Source organism: Streptomyces coeruleorubidus (assembly GCF_008705135.1).
In the GTDB taxonomy this organism is placed as follows: domain Bacteria; phylum Actinomycetota; class Actinomycetes; order Streptomycetales; family Streptomycetaceae; genus Streptomyces; species Streptomyces coeruleofuscus.
Window position 1 is genome coordinate 2593675 of the sequence record NZ_CP023694.1, and the last position, 17830, is coordinate 2611504.

Genomic DNA, 17830 nt, shown 5'->3' on the forward strand with positions numbered 1-17830 from the left:
GGGATTTCATCCCTGGGTCTTCTGAATGGCTTCGCGAAGCACCTGGCGGTCGTCGAAGGGACGGACCACCCCGGCGATGTCCTGGCCCTGCTCGTGGCCCTTGCCCGCGACCAGCACGGTGTCGCCGGGCTCGGCACGGGCGACGGCGGCGGCGATCGCGGCGGCCCGGTCCTCGAAGACCGCCACTTCGCCGCGCTCGTGCGCGGGCACGGAGGCCGCGCCCTGGAGCATCGTGGCGAGGATCGCGAGAGGGTCCTCACCACGGGGGTTGTCGGAGGTCAGTACGGCGGTGTCGGCGAGCCGGGCCGCGGCGGCGCCCATCGGCTCCCGCTTGGTCCTGTCCCGGTCGCCGCCGCAGCCGAGGACGATGTGCAGCTTGCCCTCGGTGACCTTGCGCAGGGCGCGCAGCACCGACTCGACGGCGTCGGTCTTGTGCGCGTAGTCGACGACCGCGAGGTAGGGCTGTCCGGCGTCCACGCGCTCCAGGCGGCCCGGTACGCCGGGTACGGCGGCGACGCCGTCGGCGGCGGCCTGCGGGTCGAGCCCGGCGACGGCGAGGGCGACGATCGCGGCGAGGGTGTTGGCCACGTTGAAGGGGCCCGGCAGCGGCGACTTGGCGCTGATCCGCTCGCCCTTGGGCCCGATGACGGTGAACGTCGAGTCGAGCCGGCCGACCTCGACGTCCTCGGCGCGCCAGTCGGCGTCGGGGTGGCCCTCGGCGGAGTAGGTGACGACCGGGACCGTGGCCTCCTTGGCCAGCCTGCGGCCGTACTCGTCGTCGACGTTGACCACGCCGAGTTTGCCCCGTTTCGGGGTGAACAGCTGCGCCTTCGCCTGGAAGTAGTCCTCCATGTCGGAGTGGAACTCCATGTGTTCCGGGCTGAGGTTGGTGAAGACGCCGATGTCGAAGACGCAGCCGTCGACGCGGCCGAGGACCAGGGCGTGGCTGGAGACCTCCATGGCCACCGCCTCGACGCCGCGTTCACGCATGACGGCGAAGAGGGCCTGGAGGTCGGTGGCCTCGGGGGTGGTGCGCTCGGACTTGATGCGCTCGTCGCCGATGCGCATCTCGACCGTGCCGATCAGGCCGGTGGACCTGACGGTCTTCAGGCCGCCCTCGACGAGGTAGGCGGTGGTGGTCTTGCCGGAGGTGCCGGTGATGCCGATCTGGAGGAGGTCCCGGCCGGGGTGGCGGTAGATCGTGGCCGCCAGCTCGCCCATCCGTCCGCGGGGGTCGTCGACGACCAGGACCGGCAGCCCGGAGGCCGCGGCGCGCTCGGCGCCGGTGGGGTCCGTCAGCACGGCGGCCGCGCCGAGGCTCGCGGCCTGGTCGACGAAGTCGGCGCCGTGCAGGCGGGCGCCCGGGAGGGCGGCGTACAGATCGCCGGGGCGTACGGCGCGCGAGTCGTGGGTGATGCCCGTGACGTCGGCGGCGCCCTCCGGCGCGGGAGCACCCAGCTGCCGGGCCAGTTCCGCGAGGGGTGTGGCGGAGACCTGCGCCGGCCTGGGCGGCCCGGGGTATGTCACGGGATGGCCCTTCTGGGTGGTTTGGGACTGATCAGCGTGTGGCACGGCGGTGAGCGTACCGGGCGTACCCGCCTCCGGGCGAAGTGAGGGGCGGGGGCTGCTCTGGTTCCCCGGGTCCGGGGTGATCGTTGTCACGAGGTGGTTCCTGGTGGGTTCCGTGCCGACCGGGGCTTGCGGCCGGTCAGCGCTTGAAGGTGACCGGGAGCTTCGCCGGCTTGGCCCCGGTCGGCGGGACCTGGAGGGACTTCAGTGCGAACTCCATGACCTGCTTGTACACGGGGCCGCAGATCTGGCCGCCGAAGTAGTTGCCCTCGGTGGCGTTCTGGATGGCGCAGTAGACGGTGATGCGGGGCTTGTCGGCGGGCGCGAATCCGGCGAACGACGAGGTGTAGCCCTTGTACATGCCGGTGGCCGGATCCACGCGGTTGGCCGTGCCCGTCTTGCCCGCGACGCGGTAGCCGGGGATACGCGCCTTGGTGCCGGTGCCCTCCTCGTCGTCCACGACCGACTCCAGCATCTGGGCGAGGGTCTTCGCCGTCTTGGCGCTGACGACCCGGGTTTTCTCGGGCTTGGGGGCCGGGGTGAAGCGGCCGTCGGGGCCCTTGGTGCCGCGTACGAGGGTGGGTTCGACGCGGACGCCGCCGTTGGCGATGGTCGAGTACACCGACGCCGCCTGCATGGCGTTGATGGAGACGCCCTGGCCGAAAGGGATCGTGTACTGCTGCGAGGTCGACCACTTGTCGGGCGGGGCGAGGATGCCCTTGGTCTCGCCCGGGAAGCCGAGGCCGCTGTAGCTGCCGAGGCCGAACTTGCGCAGGTAGTCGTAGAGGACCTTGTTGGACTGGGCCTGGGTCTTGCCGAGCTGCCCGGTGGCGAGGATGGTGCCGATGTTGCTGGACTTGGCGAGGACGCCGTTGAGCGTCAGGTACCAGGTCGGGTGGTTCACGTCGTCCTTGAAGAGCCGGTCACCGCGGTGCAGCCGGTTGGGCACGACGACGTGGGTCATCGGGGTGGCGGCGCCCTCCTGGAGGACGGCCGCCATCGACATGACCTTGGCGGTGGAGCCGGGTTCGAAGGCGTCCTGGAGGGCCGCGTTGCCGAGGGCGGCCGAGTCGGCGTCGGAGAGGTCGTTCGGGTCAAAACCGGGTGAGTTGGCCATGGCCAGGACCTGGCCGGTGCGGGTGTCCTGGACGATGACGTAGCCGCGGTCGGCTGCGGACTCCTTCACCTGGTCGCTGATGGCCTTCTGGGCGGCCCACTGGATGTCGCGGTCGATGGTGAGTTCGACGTCGCTGCCGGGCACGGCGGGCGTCTCGGTGGAACCCGCGGTGGGGACGAGCCGGCCGCCGGACTGGGCGTAGCGGATCTTGCCGTCCTTGCCGGCCAGCCGCTTGTTCAGCTGGAGCTCGACGCCTCCGCCGGGCTTGCCCTCGCCGTTGACCCAGCCCAGTATCCCGGCGGCGAGGTCGCCGTTGGGGTACACGCGCTTGCTGGTGGCGACGGAGAAGACGCCCCCGAGGACGTTGTGCGCGGACTTGTCCGTCTCCTCCTTCTTGGCGAGCGCGGACTTCAGGTCCTTGATCTGCTTCCAGACCTGCGGGGTCTGACGGGAGGCCAGCTTGACGTAGCGCAGCGCCTTGTTCTTCGGCCGCAGCTTCTGGACCAGAGTCTCCTGCTCCTGGCCCAGGATCGGCGCGAGCAGCGCGGCCGCCTGCTCGGGCCCGTCCCCGATCTTCAGCTGGTCGGGGGCGAACATCGTGGGGTCGGCCGTGATGTCGTAGGCGTCCTCACTGGTCGCCAGGGCCACCCCGGACCGGTCGGTGATCTCCCCGCGGTCCGCGGCCAGCACCTGCCCGACGTACCTGTTCTGCTCGGCCTTGGCGGCATACGTGCTCGCGTCGACGGCCTGCACCTGGAACAGCCGTACGACGAAGGCGATCAGCACCAGCGTCAGTGCGAGCCCGACCAGACGCAGCCGGGGGCGGGGGCTGCCCAGCCGGAGCGGCTTGGGCGCCGCCTGACGGGCCGGGGCCGGGCGACGGGCCGGCCGGGCACCGGGCCCCGGGCGGCGCCGGGCGTCGGGTCGAGCGGGCCTGGCGGGCCCGGGCACGCGGCGGCGCGGGGGTTCCCTGTCGGTCACTTCCGTCACCTGCCGGAGGTTGAGGTGGGGCCGTTGGGCATGGCCTCGGGGGCCAGGACCAGGGGGATGTGGGCGAAGGTCTGCCGGACGCCGGGGGCGGGACTCGGGAAGCCCTTGACTGTGCCGTCGGGGGCGAGGAAGGCGGGGTCGCCGCCGGGGACCATGCCGAGTTCGCGGGCGCGGCGCTGGAGGGCCTCGGGAGCGGAGTAGGCGTCGATGTCCCGCTGGAGGGCCTGTTCCTCGTCGGTGAGGCTCTTGGTCTCGCGCTGGAGGTCGTCGAGCTTGAACGCGCCTTCGCTGAGGGCCGAGTTCAGCACCAGGAGGCCGATGAGACCACCGCCGAGGAGGAGGACCACGAGGAGGACGAAGGGGGTGCGCGCCGCCTGCCCGGGGCCGGTCGGGAAGAGCTGCGCCAGACGTGCCGCCCTCCCCTTCAGTTCGGGTTTGGTGCTCACTCACGCTCCCTCGGTACGGCCTTCAGACGCCTCACTCGATGTCCTCCCTGATGCGCTGGGCGCCGCGCAGCCGCGCCGGTGCCGCCCGCCGGTTCTCGGCGATCTCCTCCTCGGTGGGGAGTTCGGCACCGCGCGTGAGCAGCTTGAGCCGCGGCTGGTAGCGCTCGGGCACGACGGGCAGCCCGGGCGGCGCCGTGGTGGCGGCACCCGCCGCGAACACCTGCTTGACCAGCCGGTCCTCCAGCGAGTGGTACGACAGCACGGCGATCCGCCCGCCCACGTCCAGCGCCTTCACGGCGGCCGGGATCGCCCGCTCCAGGACGGCGAGCTCGCCGTTGACCTCGATGCGCAGCGCCTGGAAGGTGCGCTTGGCCGGGTTGCCACCGGTGCGCTTGGCGGCCTGCGGCAGCGCGTCCCGGATCAGTTCGACCAGCCGCGCGCTGGTGCTGAACGGCTCCTTCTCCCGCTCGCGCACGACCGCGGACACGATCCGCTTGGCCTGCTTCTCCTCGCCGTACGCCCTCAGGATGCGAACCAGCTCGCCCGGCGGGTACGTGTTGAGGACCTCCGCGGCGCTGACCCCGGACGTCTGGTCCATCCGCATGTCGAGCGGGGCGTCCTGGGCGTAGGCGAAGCCGCGGTCGGCCTCGTCGAGCTGCATGGAGGAGACCCCGAGGTCGAACAACACGCCCTGCACGCGCGCGATGCCGAGCCGGTGCAGCACCTCGGGGAGCTCGTCGTACACGGCGTGCACGAGGGTGGCCCGCTCCCCGTAGGACGCGAGGCGCTCGCCGGACAGGCGCAGGGCCTCCTTGTCGCGGTCGAGGGCGACGAGGCGGATCCCGGGGAACCTCTCCAGGAGCGCCTCACTGTGGCCGCCGAGGCCGAGGGTGCAGTCGACGACCACCGGCTCCGGCCCCTCCAGGGCGGGTGCCAGCAGATCCAGGCACCTCTGGAGCATCACCGGAACGTGTCGACTCTGGCTCAAGGGGCCCTCTCAGATCCGGCGGGCCCATACGCACCGCCGGGTCCCCGCCCGCTCGTGAAGGGGAGGCCTGCCGGCGCCGGAAGCGTCAGCCGACCGGGAGCGGGAGGAGGCCGAGCCGTACGTACGCGCCGCGCACGTGGGGAGATCTCCGGTCGTCGCCGGGATCTCCGGGGTGAACAGTCCAGCGGGGAGAGTCTCGCCTCCCGCTTCGCGTCACTTTAGTCCACCCTGTCTCCCGGTCAATCAACCGGCCTGCGCGTCGCGTCCGGCGGCCCACCACCCTTGTGGGTTACCTCACAACCCCGCCTCGCTGGCATTCTTTGTCCAGTCTCACAAGAGGCCTGGACCGGGTGTGACCAGTAACGTCATGGGTTATGACGACTTCTGCATCGGTTCCCACAGCCTCGGAGAGCACCACAGCCGGCAGCGGCACGGTCACCGACCGCCTCGTCGACGCCAACGCCCGGTACGCCGCCGAGTTCACCGACCCGGGGATGGACGCCCGGCCCGTGCTGCACGTGGCCGTCGTGGCCTGCATGGACGCCCGTCTCGACCTGCACGCGGCGCTCGGTCTCGAACTCGGCGACTGCCACACCATCCGCAACGCGGGCGGCGTCGTCACCGACGACGTGATCCGCTCCCTCACCATCAGCCAGCGCAAGCTGGGGACGCGCAGCGTCGTCCTCATCCACCACACCGGCTGTGGCCTGGAGAGCCTCACCGAGGACTTCCGCAACGAACTGGAGGCCGAGGTCGGCCAGCGCCCGGCGTGGGCGGTGGAGTCCTTCCGGGACGTCGACCAGGACGTACGGCAGTCCATGCAGCGCGTGCGCACCTCGCCGTTCGTGCCGCACACGGACGACGTGCGGGGGTTCGTCTTCGACGTGAAGACCGGCCTGCTGCGGGAGATCGACCCCGCCTGATCGACCCCGCTGATCGATCCCGCCTCCTGACCTGACAGCCCACCCCGGGCACAACCTGCTGTAGCTGTCGAAAGCCTGTCAGTCACGCGTTCGAATGGTCGCAAGACCGACATATCGCGGCCAGTTATCCACAGTCGAGTGACACGAATCGGTAACGGCAGCAAGAATGCGGGAGTGGCGTCACGCGGAACCTTTCACGCGTGGTGTCCGTGGTTCGGGGTGGGCCGGCCTGCGTCATGTGGCGTCGGCCCGGGAAAATGGGGTATCCCGTGCTCCCTGGGAGCAAGGGAAAGGCCGAGGAGGGCCGGGTGACGACCTATGACGATCGAGCGAGCCTCACTGATCTGACCGCCGTGGTGGAACGCGTGCGGGAGTCGGTGGAAGGCGTGATCGAGGGCAAGCCCGAGGTCGTACGGCTCTCGCTGACCGTACTGCTCGCCGAGGGACATCTGCTGATCGAGGACGTCCCGGGCGTCGGCAAGACGATGCTCGCCAAGGCACTGGCGCGGTCCATCGACTGCTCGGTGCGGCGCATCCAGTTCACGCCCGACCTGCTGCCCTCGGACATCACCGGTGTGTCCATCTGGGACCAGCAGCGCCGCGACTTCGAGTTCAAGCCCGGCGCGATCTTCGCGCAGGTCGTGATCGGCGACGAGATCAACCGCGCTTCGCCCAAGACGCAGTCCGCGCTCCTGGAGTCCATGGAGGAGCGCCAGGTCACCATCGACGGCAAGACCTACGAGCTGCCCAGCCCCTTCATGGTGGTGGCGACGCAGAACCCGGTCGAGATGGAGGGCACCTACCCGCTGCCGGAGGCCCAGCGCGACCGCTTCATGGCCCGGGTGTCGGTCGGTTACCCGAGCGCCGAGGCCGAGCTTCAGATGCTGGACGTGCACGGCGGCGTCTCGCCGCTTGAGGACCTCCAGCCCGTGGCCCACGCGCACGAGATCCTCAAGCTGATCGAGGCGGTGCGCGGCGTCCATGTCGCCGAGCCGGTCCGGCGCTACGCGGTCGAACTGGTCGGCGCCACGCGCACGCACCCCGATCTGAGACTGGGCGCCTCCCCGCGCGCGACGCTGCACCTGGTGCGCGCGGCGAAGGCGTCCGCGGCCCTGAGCGGCCGGGAGTACGCGCTGCCGGACGACGTGCAGGCACTCGCCGTCGCCGTCCTGGCCCACCGTCTGCTGCCCACCGCCCAGGCCCAGCTCAACCGCCGCACGGCCGAGCAGGTCGTCGAGGAGATCCTCCAGCGCACGCCGGTCCCGGCGACGCCGCAGCAGAGCGGCTTCGGCGGCCTCGGCCGGGGCGTGCCGGCGTATCCCCAGCAGCCGCCGCGGAGGCTGTGATGACCACCGCGGGGACGGGGCAGGCGGAGGCCGACCGGGGCGACAAGGGAGGCATCCGCACCGCCCTGGCCGGTCTGACCACCCGCGGACGCTCCTTCCTGGCCGCCGGCGTCGCGGCCGCCGTCTGTTCGTACGTGCTCGGGCAGAGCGACCTGCTGCGCGTGGGCCTGCTGCTGGCGGTGCTGCCGCTGGTGTGCGCGACGGTGCTGTACCGCACGCGCTACCGGGTCGCGGGCAGCCGCCGCCTCTCCCCCGCGCGCTTGCCGGCGGGCAGCGAGGCCCGGGTCCACCTGCGGATGGACAACGTCTCGCGGCTGCCCACGGGTCTGCTGATGCTCCAGGACCGGGTGCCGTACGTGCTCGGTCCCCGGCCCCGTTTCGTGCTCGACCGGGTGGAGGCGGGCGGCCGGCGCGAGGTGTCCTACCGGGTCCGTTCCGACCTGCGCGGCCGCTACCCGCTGGGCCCGCTCCAGCTTCGCCTGACCGACCCGTTCGGCATGTGCGAGCTGACCCGGTCCTTCTCGACGTTCGACACGCTGACGGTGATCCCGCGCGTGGAGCCGCTGGCCCCGGTGCGTCTCAGCGGTGAGGCGAAGGGGTACGGCGAGGGGCGGCAGCGCTCGCTCGCGCTGGCCGGCGAGGACGACGTGATTCCCCGCGGGTACCGCTACGGCGACGACCTGCGCCGTGTGCACTGGCGCTCCACCGCCCGCTACGGCGAGCTGATGGTGCGCCGCGAGGAGCAGCCGCAGCGCGCCCGCTGCACGGTGCTGCTCGACACCCGGGGCATCGCCTACCAGGGCGCGGGACCGGACTCGGCCTTCGAATGGGCCGTGTCGGGCGCGGCGTCCGTGCTGGTGCACATGCTCGAACGGGGCTTCTCGGTCCGGTTGTTGACGGACACCGGCAACGCGGTGCCCGGCGAGGGCGGTGACGGATTCGCGGGCGCGAACCAGGAGTCGGCGGACGCGGCCGGGCTGATGATGGACACCCTCGCGGTGATCGACCACTCCGACGGCGCGGGCCTGTCCCGGGCCTACGACGTGCTGCGCGGCGGGAACGAGGGGCTGCTGGTGGCCTTCCTCGGCGACCTGGACGAGGAGCAGGCGGCCGTGCTGGGCCGGATGCGGCAGCGCAGCCCGGGCGCGGTCGCCTTCGTCCTGGACAGCGACTCCTGGGTGCGGGAACCGAGCGACGTGCCCGGTCCGTTGGACGGGAGCGGGGAGCGGCTGCGCATGCTGCGCGAGGCGGGCTGGACGGCCCTCGGCGTGCCGCGGGGTGCCTCCGTGGACGAGCTGTGGCGGCAGGCGGACCGGGAGCGCAGGGGGATGGCCGCCGCGGGCGGCGGGGAGGGACCGTGATGAGCGGGCGGGTACGACTGACGCTGGGCGCGTGGGCGGCCACACTGATGGCCGCGTGCGCCCTGCTGCCCCTCGTCAAGCCGGCGACCTGGATCGTGCAGGCGGCCTTCCTGCTGGCCGTGCAGGCGGGCGTGGGTGCCGCGGCCCGCAGGGTGCCGCTGGCGCGCCCGCTGACGGTGGCGGCACAGGCCGTGGTCACGGTACTGCTGCTGACGTTCCTCTTCGCCCGTGAGCAGGCCCTCGCCGGGCTGGTGCCCGGGCCGGACGCCCTCGACCGCTTCGAGGTCCTGCTCCGGCAGGGCGGGGACGACATCGCGCGGTACGCGATACCGGCGCCCCTGGAGTCCGACGGCATCCGGCTGATGCTCATCGGCGGCGTCCTGATCATCGGGCTGCTGGTGGACACCCTCGCGGTGACCTTCCGCAGCGCCGCCCCGGCCGGCCTGCCGCTGCTCGCGCTGTACTCGGTGGCCGCGGGGCTGTCCGACGGGGGCACGGACTGGCTGTGGTTCCTGGTCGCGGCGGCCGGCTATCTGATGCTGCTCCTGGCCGAGGGCCGGGACCGGCTGTCCCAGTGGGGCCGGGTCTTCGGCGGGGCTCCGCGCACGGCCGGAGGGGAACCGAGCGGCGTGGTCGCCCCGGTCCGCACGGGCCGGCGGATCGGCGTGGTCGCGCTGGGCATCGCCCTGGTGGTGCCGCTGGGACTGCCCGCGATGAACGGGGGCCTGCTGGACTCCGTGGGTGCGGGCGCGGGCGGCGGCACGGGCGGCGGCGGCACGATCTCCGCCGTGAACCCGCTGGTTTCGCTGCGCGACAATCTGAACGTGGACGAGGACCGGCAGGTCCTCTCCGTGAAGACGAAGATGGCCGACGTCTCGGACCTCTATCTGCGGATCGTGTCCCTGGACGAGTTCGACGGCACGACCTGGAAGCCGGCCCGGCGCTCCATCACCGCCGTCCCCGACGGCACCTTCCCGACCCCGACCGGCCTCGGCTCCGAGGTCAAGCGCACGGAGGTCGACACCACGATCACGGCGGCCGGCTGGTACGGCCAGGACTGGCTGCCCATGCCGTACCCGCCGAGCGGCGTCGACATCCGGGGCAACTGGCGTTACGAACCCCTGGGGATGACGCTGGTCGGCGACCACGGCCAGAACACACGAGGGCTCACGTACCAGGTCAAGAGCCTGGACGTGCAGCCGACGGCGGAACAGCTGGCCTCGGCGGCGCCCCCGCCGGCAGCCATCGTGCGCGACTTCACCAAGCTGCCCGACTCGCTCCCGGCGGTCGTGGCGCGCACCGCCCGCCAGGTGACCGCGGACGCCGCCAACCCCTACGACCAGGCGGTCAAGCTCCAGGACTGGTTCGCCGTGACCGGCGGCTTCGAGTACGACACCCAGGTGCAGGTCGGCAGCGGCTCGGAGGGGATCGCCCGCTTCCTGAAGGACAAGCAGGGCTTCTGCGTGCACTTCTCCTTCGCCATGGCGGCGATGGCGCGCTCGCTCGGCATACCGGCCCGGGTCGCGGTGGGCTTCGCGCCCGGTACCCCGCAGGCGGACGGCTCGGTGTCGGTGGGGCTGCGCGACGCGCACGCCTGGCCCGAGCTGTACTTCGAGGGCGTGGGCTGGACCCGCTTCGAGCCGACTCCGAACCGCGGCTCGATGCCGCCGTACACGCTGCCCGAGAGCCCCGGCAGTTCGCTCCCGGACGTGGTCCGACCGTCCGAGACGTCGTCCGCCGCGCCGTCCCCGACCCCCTCGACGAGCGAGAGCTGCACGCCGGTGCAGAGGAAGCTGGACGGCGGGTGCGCGAGCGAGTCCCCGCAGGCGGCGCTGCCCACGGGCGACGACGGGCCGAAGTGGTACGCGATCCTGGCCTGGGCCCTGGCCGGTCTCGCCGTTCTGGCGCTTCCGCTGGCACCGATGCTGTGGCGCCGACGGATCCGGGCGGTCCGGCTGGGGGCGCACGGCCGCAGTGATGCGGACGCGGTGCCGCACACGCTGGCCGTCTGGCAGGAGCTGACCGACACGGCCTGGGACTTCGGCATCGCGCCGGACGAGTCACAGACGCCACGCAAGGCTGCCGCACGCATCGTCCGGCTGGGCTCCCTCGACGCGACGGCCGAGGCCTCGGTGCACCGGGTGGCGAACGCGGTGGAACAGGTCCTGTACGCACCGCAGCCCCGCCCGACGCCGGGCCTCACGGACGACGTCCGCCGCGCGGCGGCGAGCCTGAGCGCCGGGGTCGGCCGGGGCACCAGGCTCCGTGCGGTGCTGGCCCCACGCTCCACCGTGCGCGTGGTGTGGGCGGCGTCGGCCTGGTGGTCGGGCGTGCGGGAACGTGCTCTGGCGCTGCGGCCGACGTGGCGGAAGGCATCGGGGCAGCAGGGCTGACGGGCCGGGGGCCTTAGGCCGGTCGGGCTTGTGCGCCCGGCCGGCCTCGCTGTGTCTGCCCGGGGTCGGCCGGTGATGCGTTCGGCTTCCCGTCACCCCGGGTGAGCACGCGCCGGAGGGTGGGGGCGGCCTCGCAGGGAAGCCCTCCCCCGGTACCCCCGGTAACCAGTCGCTCCTTGTACGCACACGTCAGGGGGTGACCACCCAGTCGGTGGTCACCCCCTGACTCATGTCTTCAGGTGTCCTGGAGATCTGTGCTCCGGGCTAATGGCCGCCCTGCTCGTCGCGGCGCTTCTGCCAGCGCTGCTCGATGCGGTCCATCATGGAGCGCCGTTGCCGGCCCTGACGGCGTGCGGCCGGCTGTCCGCCGGCCCCGGCCGCCTGTTCGCCCGGCTTGGGGGCCTTGCGCCAGCCGGTCACGGCGAGCACCGCACAGCCCAGCATGACGAGGAAGCCCACGACGCTGAGCCAGACCTGTTTGGCGACCATACCGGCCATGAGGAGCGCAATACCTACGAGGAAGCCCGCGACCGCCTGGTAGACCCGTCGCCGGGTGTACGTACGCAGCCCGCTTCCCTCGAGCGCCGTCGCGAACTTGGGATCTTCGGCGTACAGCGCTCGCTCCATCTGCTCGAGCATGCGCTGCTCGTGCTCCGAGAGCGGCACGGAGTCCTCCTCATCGTGCAGTCGCCGGGGCGACCCGGGGGGTCTCTTCAGGATAGGCAGGGAATCGCCCCCGTGAAACCCGCCCCTCTGCGCCAATTGGCCAACCGGAACACGCCATGAACATCCCGGCTCGCTGAGGCCTACATTCCCCGGCGGCCGACCCGTCATGCCGGAACGGTCTCCCTCGATCATACGGCGCCTAGCCGCCATTCGGGGGGCCTGTGGCGTACTCCATGCACAGGCCAGGCGCTGATCAGCGGCGGTACCTCACGAAGCGGCTCAGGCCTCGACCGACCCACCGGTCTCGATTACCTCACCAGTCCCAGGAGTCTCACCCAGCACATGAAGCTGGGTGGCCACCGAGTGGAAGGCGGGAAGCTCGGCGGCGGCCTCCTCCAGCTTCAGCAGCGCCTCCAGGGCGCCGGGCTCGGTGTCGACGAGGACGCCGGGCACGAGGTCGGCGAAGACCCGCACGCCGTGCACGGCGCCGACACGCAGGCCCGCGCCCTCGACCAGTCCGGTGAGCTGATCGGCGGTGAAGCGGCGCGGAACGGGGTCACCCGTGCCCCATCGTCCGTTCGGGTCGTCGAGCGCCTGCCGGGCCTCCTTGAAGTGCCCGGCGAGGGCGCGGGCCAGCACGGCACCCCCGAGGCCGGCGGCGAGCAGGCTGAGGACGCCCTCGGAGCGCAGGGCGGCCACCGCGTTGCGCACGCCCTCGGCCGGATCGTCCACGTACTCCAGGACGCCGTGGCACAGCACCACGTCGTAGCCACCGCGCTCGGCCACGTCGAAGAGGCCGTGGGCGTCGCCCTGCACGCCCTTCACCCGGTCGGCGACTCCTGCCTCGGCGGCGCGCCGCTCCAGGGCGAACAGCGCGTTGGGGCTGGGGTCGACGACGGTGACCCGGTGACCGAGACGGGCGACGGGCACCGCGAAGTTGCCGCTGCCGCCCCCGGTGTCGAGGACGTCCAGCGACTCCCGACCCGTGGCCTTGACCCGGCGGTCCAGGGCGTCCTGGAGGACCTCCCAGACCACGGCGGTACGGAGTGAGGCGCGGGGGCGCATCGGGTCCGACACGGCAGTTGACTCCTCGGCGCGGCACCGCCACTTGCACGGCGGAGCGAACGGGGCGCCTTCCCCGGCCCCGGCGACGGGGAGGGAAGACTTCAGGCGTCCCCCACCCTATTGCCTCCGACTGGGCAGCCGGCATGGCCCGGTCCTCACCCGGGCACGCGTCGGCACGACCGGGCGGACACGCGCCGGCATGCCTGCTCAGCCCGCGTCCGGCATGTCCCGCCCCTCCCCCGGTGCCTCCGGGTCGTCCTGGTCCGCGCGGGGCTGCGGGAGGACCGGCTGGAGGACCAGCATGCGCTCGACGATGCGGAGGAACATCGCCACGTCCCGTATCAGGTCGTCGGCGTCCCGGCTGCTGGCCGCGTCCTGGATGCCCGCCTCGGCCCGGGCACGGCGCCGGGCACCGGAGGCGAACAACGCGCTCCACTCGGACAGTTCGGGCGCGATCTCGGGGAGCACTTCCCAGGCGCTCCTGATCTTGGCCCGGGCCCGGGGCGAGGTCTCCGGCCTTCCCCGGGCGGCGAGCACGGCGGCGGCCGTGCGCAGGGCGGCGAGGTGGGCCGTCGCGTAGCGCTCGTTCGGTGTTTCCAGGACGGTGGCCTCGTCGAGGCCGGCGCGGGCCTGGGCGAGCAGGTCGAGGGCGGCGGGCGGGGCCGAGGCGCGGCGGAGCACAGGGTGGACATCGCTCGCCGGACCGGTCAGTGAGGGGGCAGGGCCGGTGGCGCGGCGCCGGCGGGCGGCTGCTGCGTGGTAGCTGGCCATGACGAACCTCCTGTCGTCTGTGTGACGGCATGTCCGTTACGGAGTGCCGTATGTGACCCATCGTGAGGTATGGCACTGACAATCCGATCTGACCTGCGGTTTTGCCTCGCTCGTAGGTTCGGAGTAGTTTTTGCACTGACCAGTCAGTTCAAAAACTTCAGTTCTCAATCGAAGGAGACTCGTGGGGGAACGAGTGGGAGGGGCGCGGGTCGCCGCCGAGGGCCTTGGGGTCAAAGGGCCGCGCGGGTGGGCGTTCCGCGGGATCTCCGTCGACGCGGAGCCGGGATCGCTCGTCGCGGTCGAGGGCCCGTCCGGGTCCGGCCGTACGTGCCTGCTGCTCGCGCTGACGGGGCGGATGAAGATCGCGGAGGGCACCGCCACTGTCGGCGAGGCCCGGCTCCCCAAGCAGTTGTCGGCGGTGCGCCGCGTCAGCGCCCTGGCCCATGTACCCGGGGTCACCGACCTCGACCCGGCCCTGACCGTCGGCGAGCACCTGCGGGAACGGGCGCTGCTCCAGCGGCGGTTCGGCGACTCCCTGCGCGGACTGCTGCGGCCCCGCGGCGAGCGGGCGGCCGAGGCCGGGCGGCGCGTCGGCGCGGCACTGGCCGCCGCCGGTCTCGACCTGGAGGCGCTGCCCAAGGCGTCCCGTACCGCGGTGCGCGATCTGGAGCGTCTGGAGGCGCTGCGGCTGTCGGTCGCCCTCGCGCTCATCGGCAGGCCGCTGCTGCTCGGGGTCGACGACACCGACCTCAAGCTCTCGGACGGCGAGCGGGACGAGGTCTGGTCCCTGCTGAGATCCCTCGCCGACGCCGGGACGACGGTCGTGGCCGTGTGCAGTGAGGCCCCGGCGGGCGCCGTCCGGGTGTCCACGCAGGAGAACCAGGACGACAGCGACGATCACCGAGCGGCCGAGGACGACGAGGCCGACCAGGGAGAGGAGAAGGCCGATGCGCTCGCCGAGACTGGCCGCGCTTGAGCTCCGCCGCTTCGGGCGGGGCAAGCTGCCGCGGGCCGCGCTGGTCGCGCTGCTGGTGCTGCCGTTGCTGTACGGCGCGCTGTACCTGTGGTCGTTCTGGGACCCGTACGGCCGCCTGGACCGGATCCCCGTGGCGCTCGTGAACGCCGACCAGGGGGCGACCGCCGACGGGAAGAAGATCACGGCGGGCGACGACATCACGGAGCGGCTGCACGACAGCAAGACCTTCGACTGGCAGGAGGTGAGTGCCGCCGAGGCCCGCAGGGGTGTGGAGGACGGCACGTACTACCTGTCGCTCACCATGCCCGCGGACTTCAGCGAGCGGATCGCCTCCAGTTCGGGGAAGACCCCGGAGACCGGCGCCCTCCAGGTGCGCACCAACGACGCGAACAACTACATCGTCGGGCAGATCTCCCGGACGGTGTTCAGCGAGGTGCGGCAGGCCGCGTCCACGAAGACGTCGCGGTCGTTCCTGGACAGGATCTTCGTCTCGTTCTCCGACATCCACGGCAAGACCGTGAAGGCGGCGAAGGGGGCCGACGAGCTCAAGGGCGGCATCGGGAAGGCCGAGAAGGGCTCCAAGGACCTCGCCGACGGTCTGAAGGACGCCAAGGACGGCAGCGGTGATCTGTCCACGGGCCTGAAGAAGCTCCACAAGGGCGCGGGCGACGTGGCGGACGGCTCGAAGCGGGTCGCGGAGGGCACGCGGAAGCTCGCCGACAAGGTCAACACGTACGCCGACAAGCTGGGCCCCTTCCTCAAGGGCAACGAGAAGACCATCGGCGACACGGCCCGGCTCGTCGCGGACTCCTCCGGGGTGATCCGCAAGAACCTGGACACCCTGGCGAAGACGGCCCCGACCGCCGCCAAGGGCGCCCGTACGGCGTCGGACACCCTGGACGGCGTCTACGCCAGGCGCTGTGACGACCCCGTCCTGCCCGACGCCGCCTGCGCCGACCTGAAGAAGGCCAAGGACGCGGCCGCCGACGTCGCCGTCATCGCCGACGACGTCAACACGCTGATCGCGGACCAGAACGGCGACCTGACCGAGCTCGACAAGAACCTCGCCACCCTCCAGAAGCAGTCCCGGGCCCTGGCCGAGCGCGCGCCGCACCTCTCCGAGGACCTCGACGACGCAGTCAAGAAGATCAACAAGCTGAACGACGGGGCGGCCGAGGTCGCCGCGGGCGCGAAGAAGCTGCACAAGGGACTCGGCACGGCCAAGACCGGTGCCGTCGACCTGGACAAGGGCGTCGGCGATCTGAAGACGGGCGCGGACGACCTCAACGGCGGCATGTTCAAGCTCGTCGACGGCTCCGGCAAGCTCGCGGGCGGGCTGCACGACGGGGCGGAGCGGATCCCCGACTACAACGAGCGGGACCGCGACCAGCGCACGGAGGTCATGGCCGACCCCGTGCGGCTCGCCTCCCAGGACCTGCACAAGGCGCCCAACTACGGCACCGGGTTCGCCCCGTACTTCATCCCGCTGTCGCTGTGGGTGGGCGCGATGGTGGCCTACATGCTGATCACGCCGATGAACCGGCGCGCGCTCGCCGCGGGCGCCTCGGCATGGCGGATCGCGCTGGCCGGCTGGCTGCCCGTGGTGGCGATCGGGGTGCTCCAGACGGTGGCCCTGATGTCGGTGCTGCACTGGGCGGTCGGCCTGGAGATGGTGCGGGCGGCCGGGACGGTGGGCTTCCTGTTCCTGGTGACGGCGTGTTTCGCGGCGATCGTGCAGTGGCTGAACGCGCGCTTCGGGGCGGCCGGCCGGATCCTCGTGCTCGCCCTGCTGATGCTCCAGCTGACCTCGGCGGGCGGCACGTACCCCGTGCAGACCAGCCCCGGTTTCTTCAACGCGCTCCACCCCTTCCTGCCGATGAGTTACGTCGTCGAGGCCCTCCGGAGGCTCATCACGGGCGGTGGTCTGGAACCGGTGTGGCACGCGTGCGTGGTGCTGACGGCGTTCACCGCCGGCGCCCTCGCGCTGACCGCCGTGGCGGCCCGCCGCCGCCAGGTGTGGACGCTGGACCGGCTGCACCCGGAGCTGGGCCTGTGAGTCGCTCGGTGACACCCCCTGCGCACCCTTCGGTGACATCCCCCGGAAAGGTTCCTGTGACAATCAGGGCCATGGAAAGCAGCAGTGCCGCGTCGGGCGGCAGCACGCGCCGCGAGGCCACCCGGCAGAAGCTCTACGAGGCGGCCGTCACGCTCATCGCCGAGCAGGGCTTCTCCGCCACCACCGTGGACGAGATCGCCGAGCGTGCCGGAGTCGCGAAGGGCACGGTCTATTACAACTTCGCGAGCAAGTCCGTCCTCTTCGAGGAACTGCTGCGGCACGGGGTCGGCCTCCTCACCGCCTCCCTGCGGGAAGCGGCCGAGCGGACCGCCCGCGAGGACGGCACCAAGGTCGACGCCCTGGACGCGATGATCCGCGCGGGGCTGGTCTTCATCGACCGCTACCCGGCCTTCACGCAGTTGTACGTGGCCGAGCTGTGGCGCACGAACCGGGCCTGGCAGTCCACGCTGATGGTGGTCCGGCAGCAGGCCGTCGCGGTCGTGGAGGACGTGCTGCGCGAAGGAGTGGCGGGCGGCGAGTTCAGCGACGAGATCGACGTCCCGCTGACGGCGGCCGCGCTGGTCGGCATGGTCCTGGTGGCCGCGCTGGACTGGAAGTCCTTCCAGCCGGAGCGCTCCCTGGACGACGTCCACGCGGCCCTGTCCCGGCTGCTCCAGGGGCGGGTGAGCGGCTGCCGCTGAGGCCACACATTGAGCGGCTGCCGCTGAAGGCGGCCCCGGCGCAGACGTGAAAGCGCCGGTCCGCTGTGGCCGCGTCCCCCGCGGGCCACCTCGAACCGGCGCCTTCCTCGCTCCCCCGTTTTCCTGCTCCCCCGTGCGTTCCCCCGCAGGACCCCCGTTCGGTCGTCCCCCGGTTCTCCCCCGTGCCTCGCTCCCGCCGACACCGTCGGCGGAAGGAGCGGATCGTGGGCCCGGTCCCGTTCCGGCGCCCCGTGTCGCCGGTACCGGAGCCGTGCCCCTCTCCGTGCCTCCACTCTCTCGTTCGCGCAGGTCCCCGCCCATCCGCGCGCGTACTCAACTCCCTCACTAGGTACGGGTACTCAGCCCTGCGCACGCGGCCCCAGAACACCGGGCGGCCGACTGGTCACGATCGCTTCCGTGCCCGTACTCGGAGGCTGTCGGCGGGGACTGTCAGTGGGGGCC

General features: G+C 72.1%; 14 protein-coding genes. 7 read left to right on the plus strand and 7 right to left on the minus strand.

The genetic code is table 11. The features are described from left to right. Positions 1-6: 6 nt before the first annotated feature. The 4 genes from CP976_RS12065 to rsmH all read right to left on the minus strand — a co-directional run bounded on the left by CP976_RS12065 (position 7) and on the right by rsmH (position 5110). Complete coding sequence (locus tag CP976_RS12065) at positions 7-1527, minus strand: UDP-N-acetylmuramoyl-L-alanyl-D-glutamate--2,6-diaminopimelate ligase (RefSeq protein ID WP_150480357.1); 1521 nt, start codon at positions 1525-1527, stop codon at positions 7-9. 181 nt (positions 1528-1708) lie between these two features. Beyond that, a complete protein-coding gene (locus CP976_RS12070; protein WP_373304882.1) occupies positions 1709-3667 on the minus strand; it encodes a peptidoglycan D,D-transpeptidase FtsI family protein in 1959 nt (652 codons plus the stop codon). 5 nt (positions 3668-3672) lie between these two features. Continuing rightward, on the minus strand, positions 3673-4122 hold the full coding sequence (ftsL, locus tag CP976_RS12075) for a cell division protein FtsL (RefSeq protein ID WP_150480359.1): 450 nt from the start codon (positions 4120-4122) through the stop codon (positions 3673-3675). A gap of 31 nt (positions 4123-4153) precedes the next feature. Beyond that, on the minus strand, positions 4154-5110 hold the full coding sequence (gene rsmH, locus CP976_RS12080; RefSeq protein ID WP_150480360.1) for a 16S rRNA (cytosine(1402)-N(4))-methyltransferase RsmH: 957 nt from the start codon (positions 5108-5110) through the stop codon (positions 4154-4156). 374 nt (positions 5111-5484) lie between these two features. Between rsmH and CP976_RS12085 the strand changes: the two genes are divergently transcribed. The 4 genes from CP976_RS12085 to CP976_RS12100 all read left to right on the plus strand — a co-directional run bounded on the left by CP976_RS12085 (position 5485) and on the right by CP976_RS12100 (position 11133). Then, positions 5485-6033: a beta-class carbonic anhydrase gene (locus CP976_RS12085; protein ID WP_150480361.1), complete on the plus strand. Its 549-nt coding sequence runs from the start codon at positions 5485-5487 to the stop codon at positions 6031-6033. Between the two features lie 308 nt (positions 6034-6341). Next, a complete protein-coding gene (locus CP976_RS12090) occupies positions 6342-7379 on the plus strand; it encodes an AAA family ATPase (protein ID WP_086851215.1) in 1038 nt (345 codons plus the stop codon). After that, positions 7379-8740 (plus strand): DUF58 domain-containing protein, encoded by a 1362-nt coding sequence (locus tag CP976_RS12095; RefSeq protein ID WP_150480362.1) that lies wholly within the window; start codon positions 7379-7381, stop codon positions 8738-8740. The genes CP976_RS12090 and CP976_RS12095 overlap by 1 nt, the downstream gene beginning before the upstream one ends. Next, on the plus strand, positions 8740-11133 hold the full coding sequence (locus tag CP976_RS12100) for a transglutaminase TgpA family protein (RefSeq protein WP_167537327.1): 2394 nt from the start codon (positions 8740-8742) through the stop codon (positions 11131-11133). Before CP976_RS12095 ends, CP976_RS12100 begins: the two co-directional genes overlap by 1 nt. Before the next feature lie 264 nt (positions 11134-11397). Here the strand turns inward: CP976_RS12100 and CP976_RS12105 are convergent, their stop codons facing one another. The 3 genes from CP976_RS12105 to CP976_RS12115 form a co-directional block, all read right to left on the minus strand. Beyond that, a complete protein-coding gene (locus CP976_RS12105; RefSeq protein WP_086604991.1) occupies positions 11398-11799 on the minus strand; it encodes a DUF3040 domain-containing protein in 402 nt (133 codons plus the stop codon). Between the two features lie 279 nt (positions 11800-12078). After that, positions 12079-12876, minus strand: a complete 798-nt coding sequence (locus CP976_RS12110) for a methyltransferase (RefSeq protein ID WP_150480364.1) — start codon at positions 12874-12876, stop codon at positions 12079-12081. Between the two features lie 195 nt (positions 12877-13071). Further along, positions 13072-13635: an SAV_6107 family HEPN domain-containing protein gene (locus tag CP976_RS12115; protein ID WP_150480365.1), complete on the minus strand. Its 564-nt coding sequence runs from the start codon at positions 13633-13635 to the stop codon at positions 13072-13074. A gap of 181 nt (positions 13636-13816) precedes the next feature. On the opposite strand from CP976_RS12115, the gene CP976_RS12120 reads away from it, so the two are divergent. The 3 genes from CP976_RS12120 (at position 13817) to CP976_RS12130 (ending at position 17368) form a co-directional block, all read left to right on the plus strand. Continuing rightward, positions 13817-14611, plus strand: coding sequence for an ATP-binding cassette domain-containing protein (locus tag CP976_RS12120; RefSeq protein ID WP_229875825.1), 795 nt, complete (start codon positions 13817-13819; stop codon positions 14609-14611). After that, positions 14583-16667 (plus strand): YhgE/Pip family protein, encoded by a 2085-nt coding sequence (locus CP976_RS12125; RefSeq protein ID WP_150480366.1) that lies wholly within the window; start codon positions 14583-14585, stop codon positions 16665-16667. Before CP976_RS12120 ends, CP976_RS12125 begins: the two co-directional genes overlap by 29 nt. Before the next feature lie 71 nt (positions 16668-16738). Beyond that, positions 16739-17368: a TetR/AcrR family transcriptional regulator gene (locus CP976_RS12130; protein WP_150480367.1), complete on the plus strand. Its 630-nt coding sequence runs from the start codon at positions 16739-16741 to the stop codon at positions 17366-17368. Positions 17369-17830 lie beyond the last annotated feature (462 nt).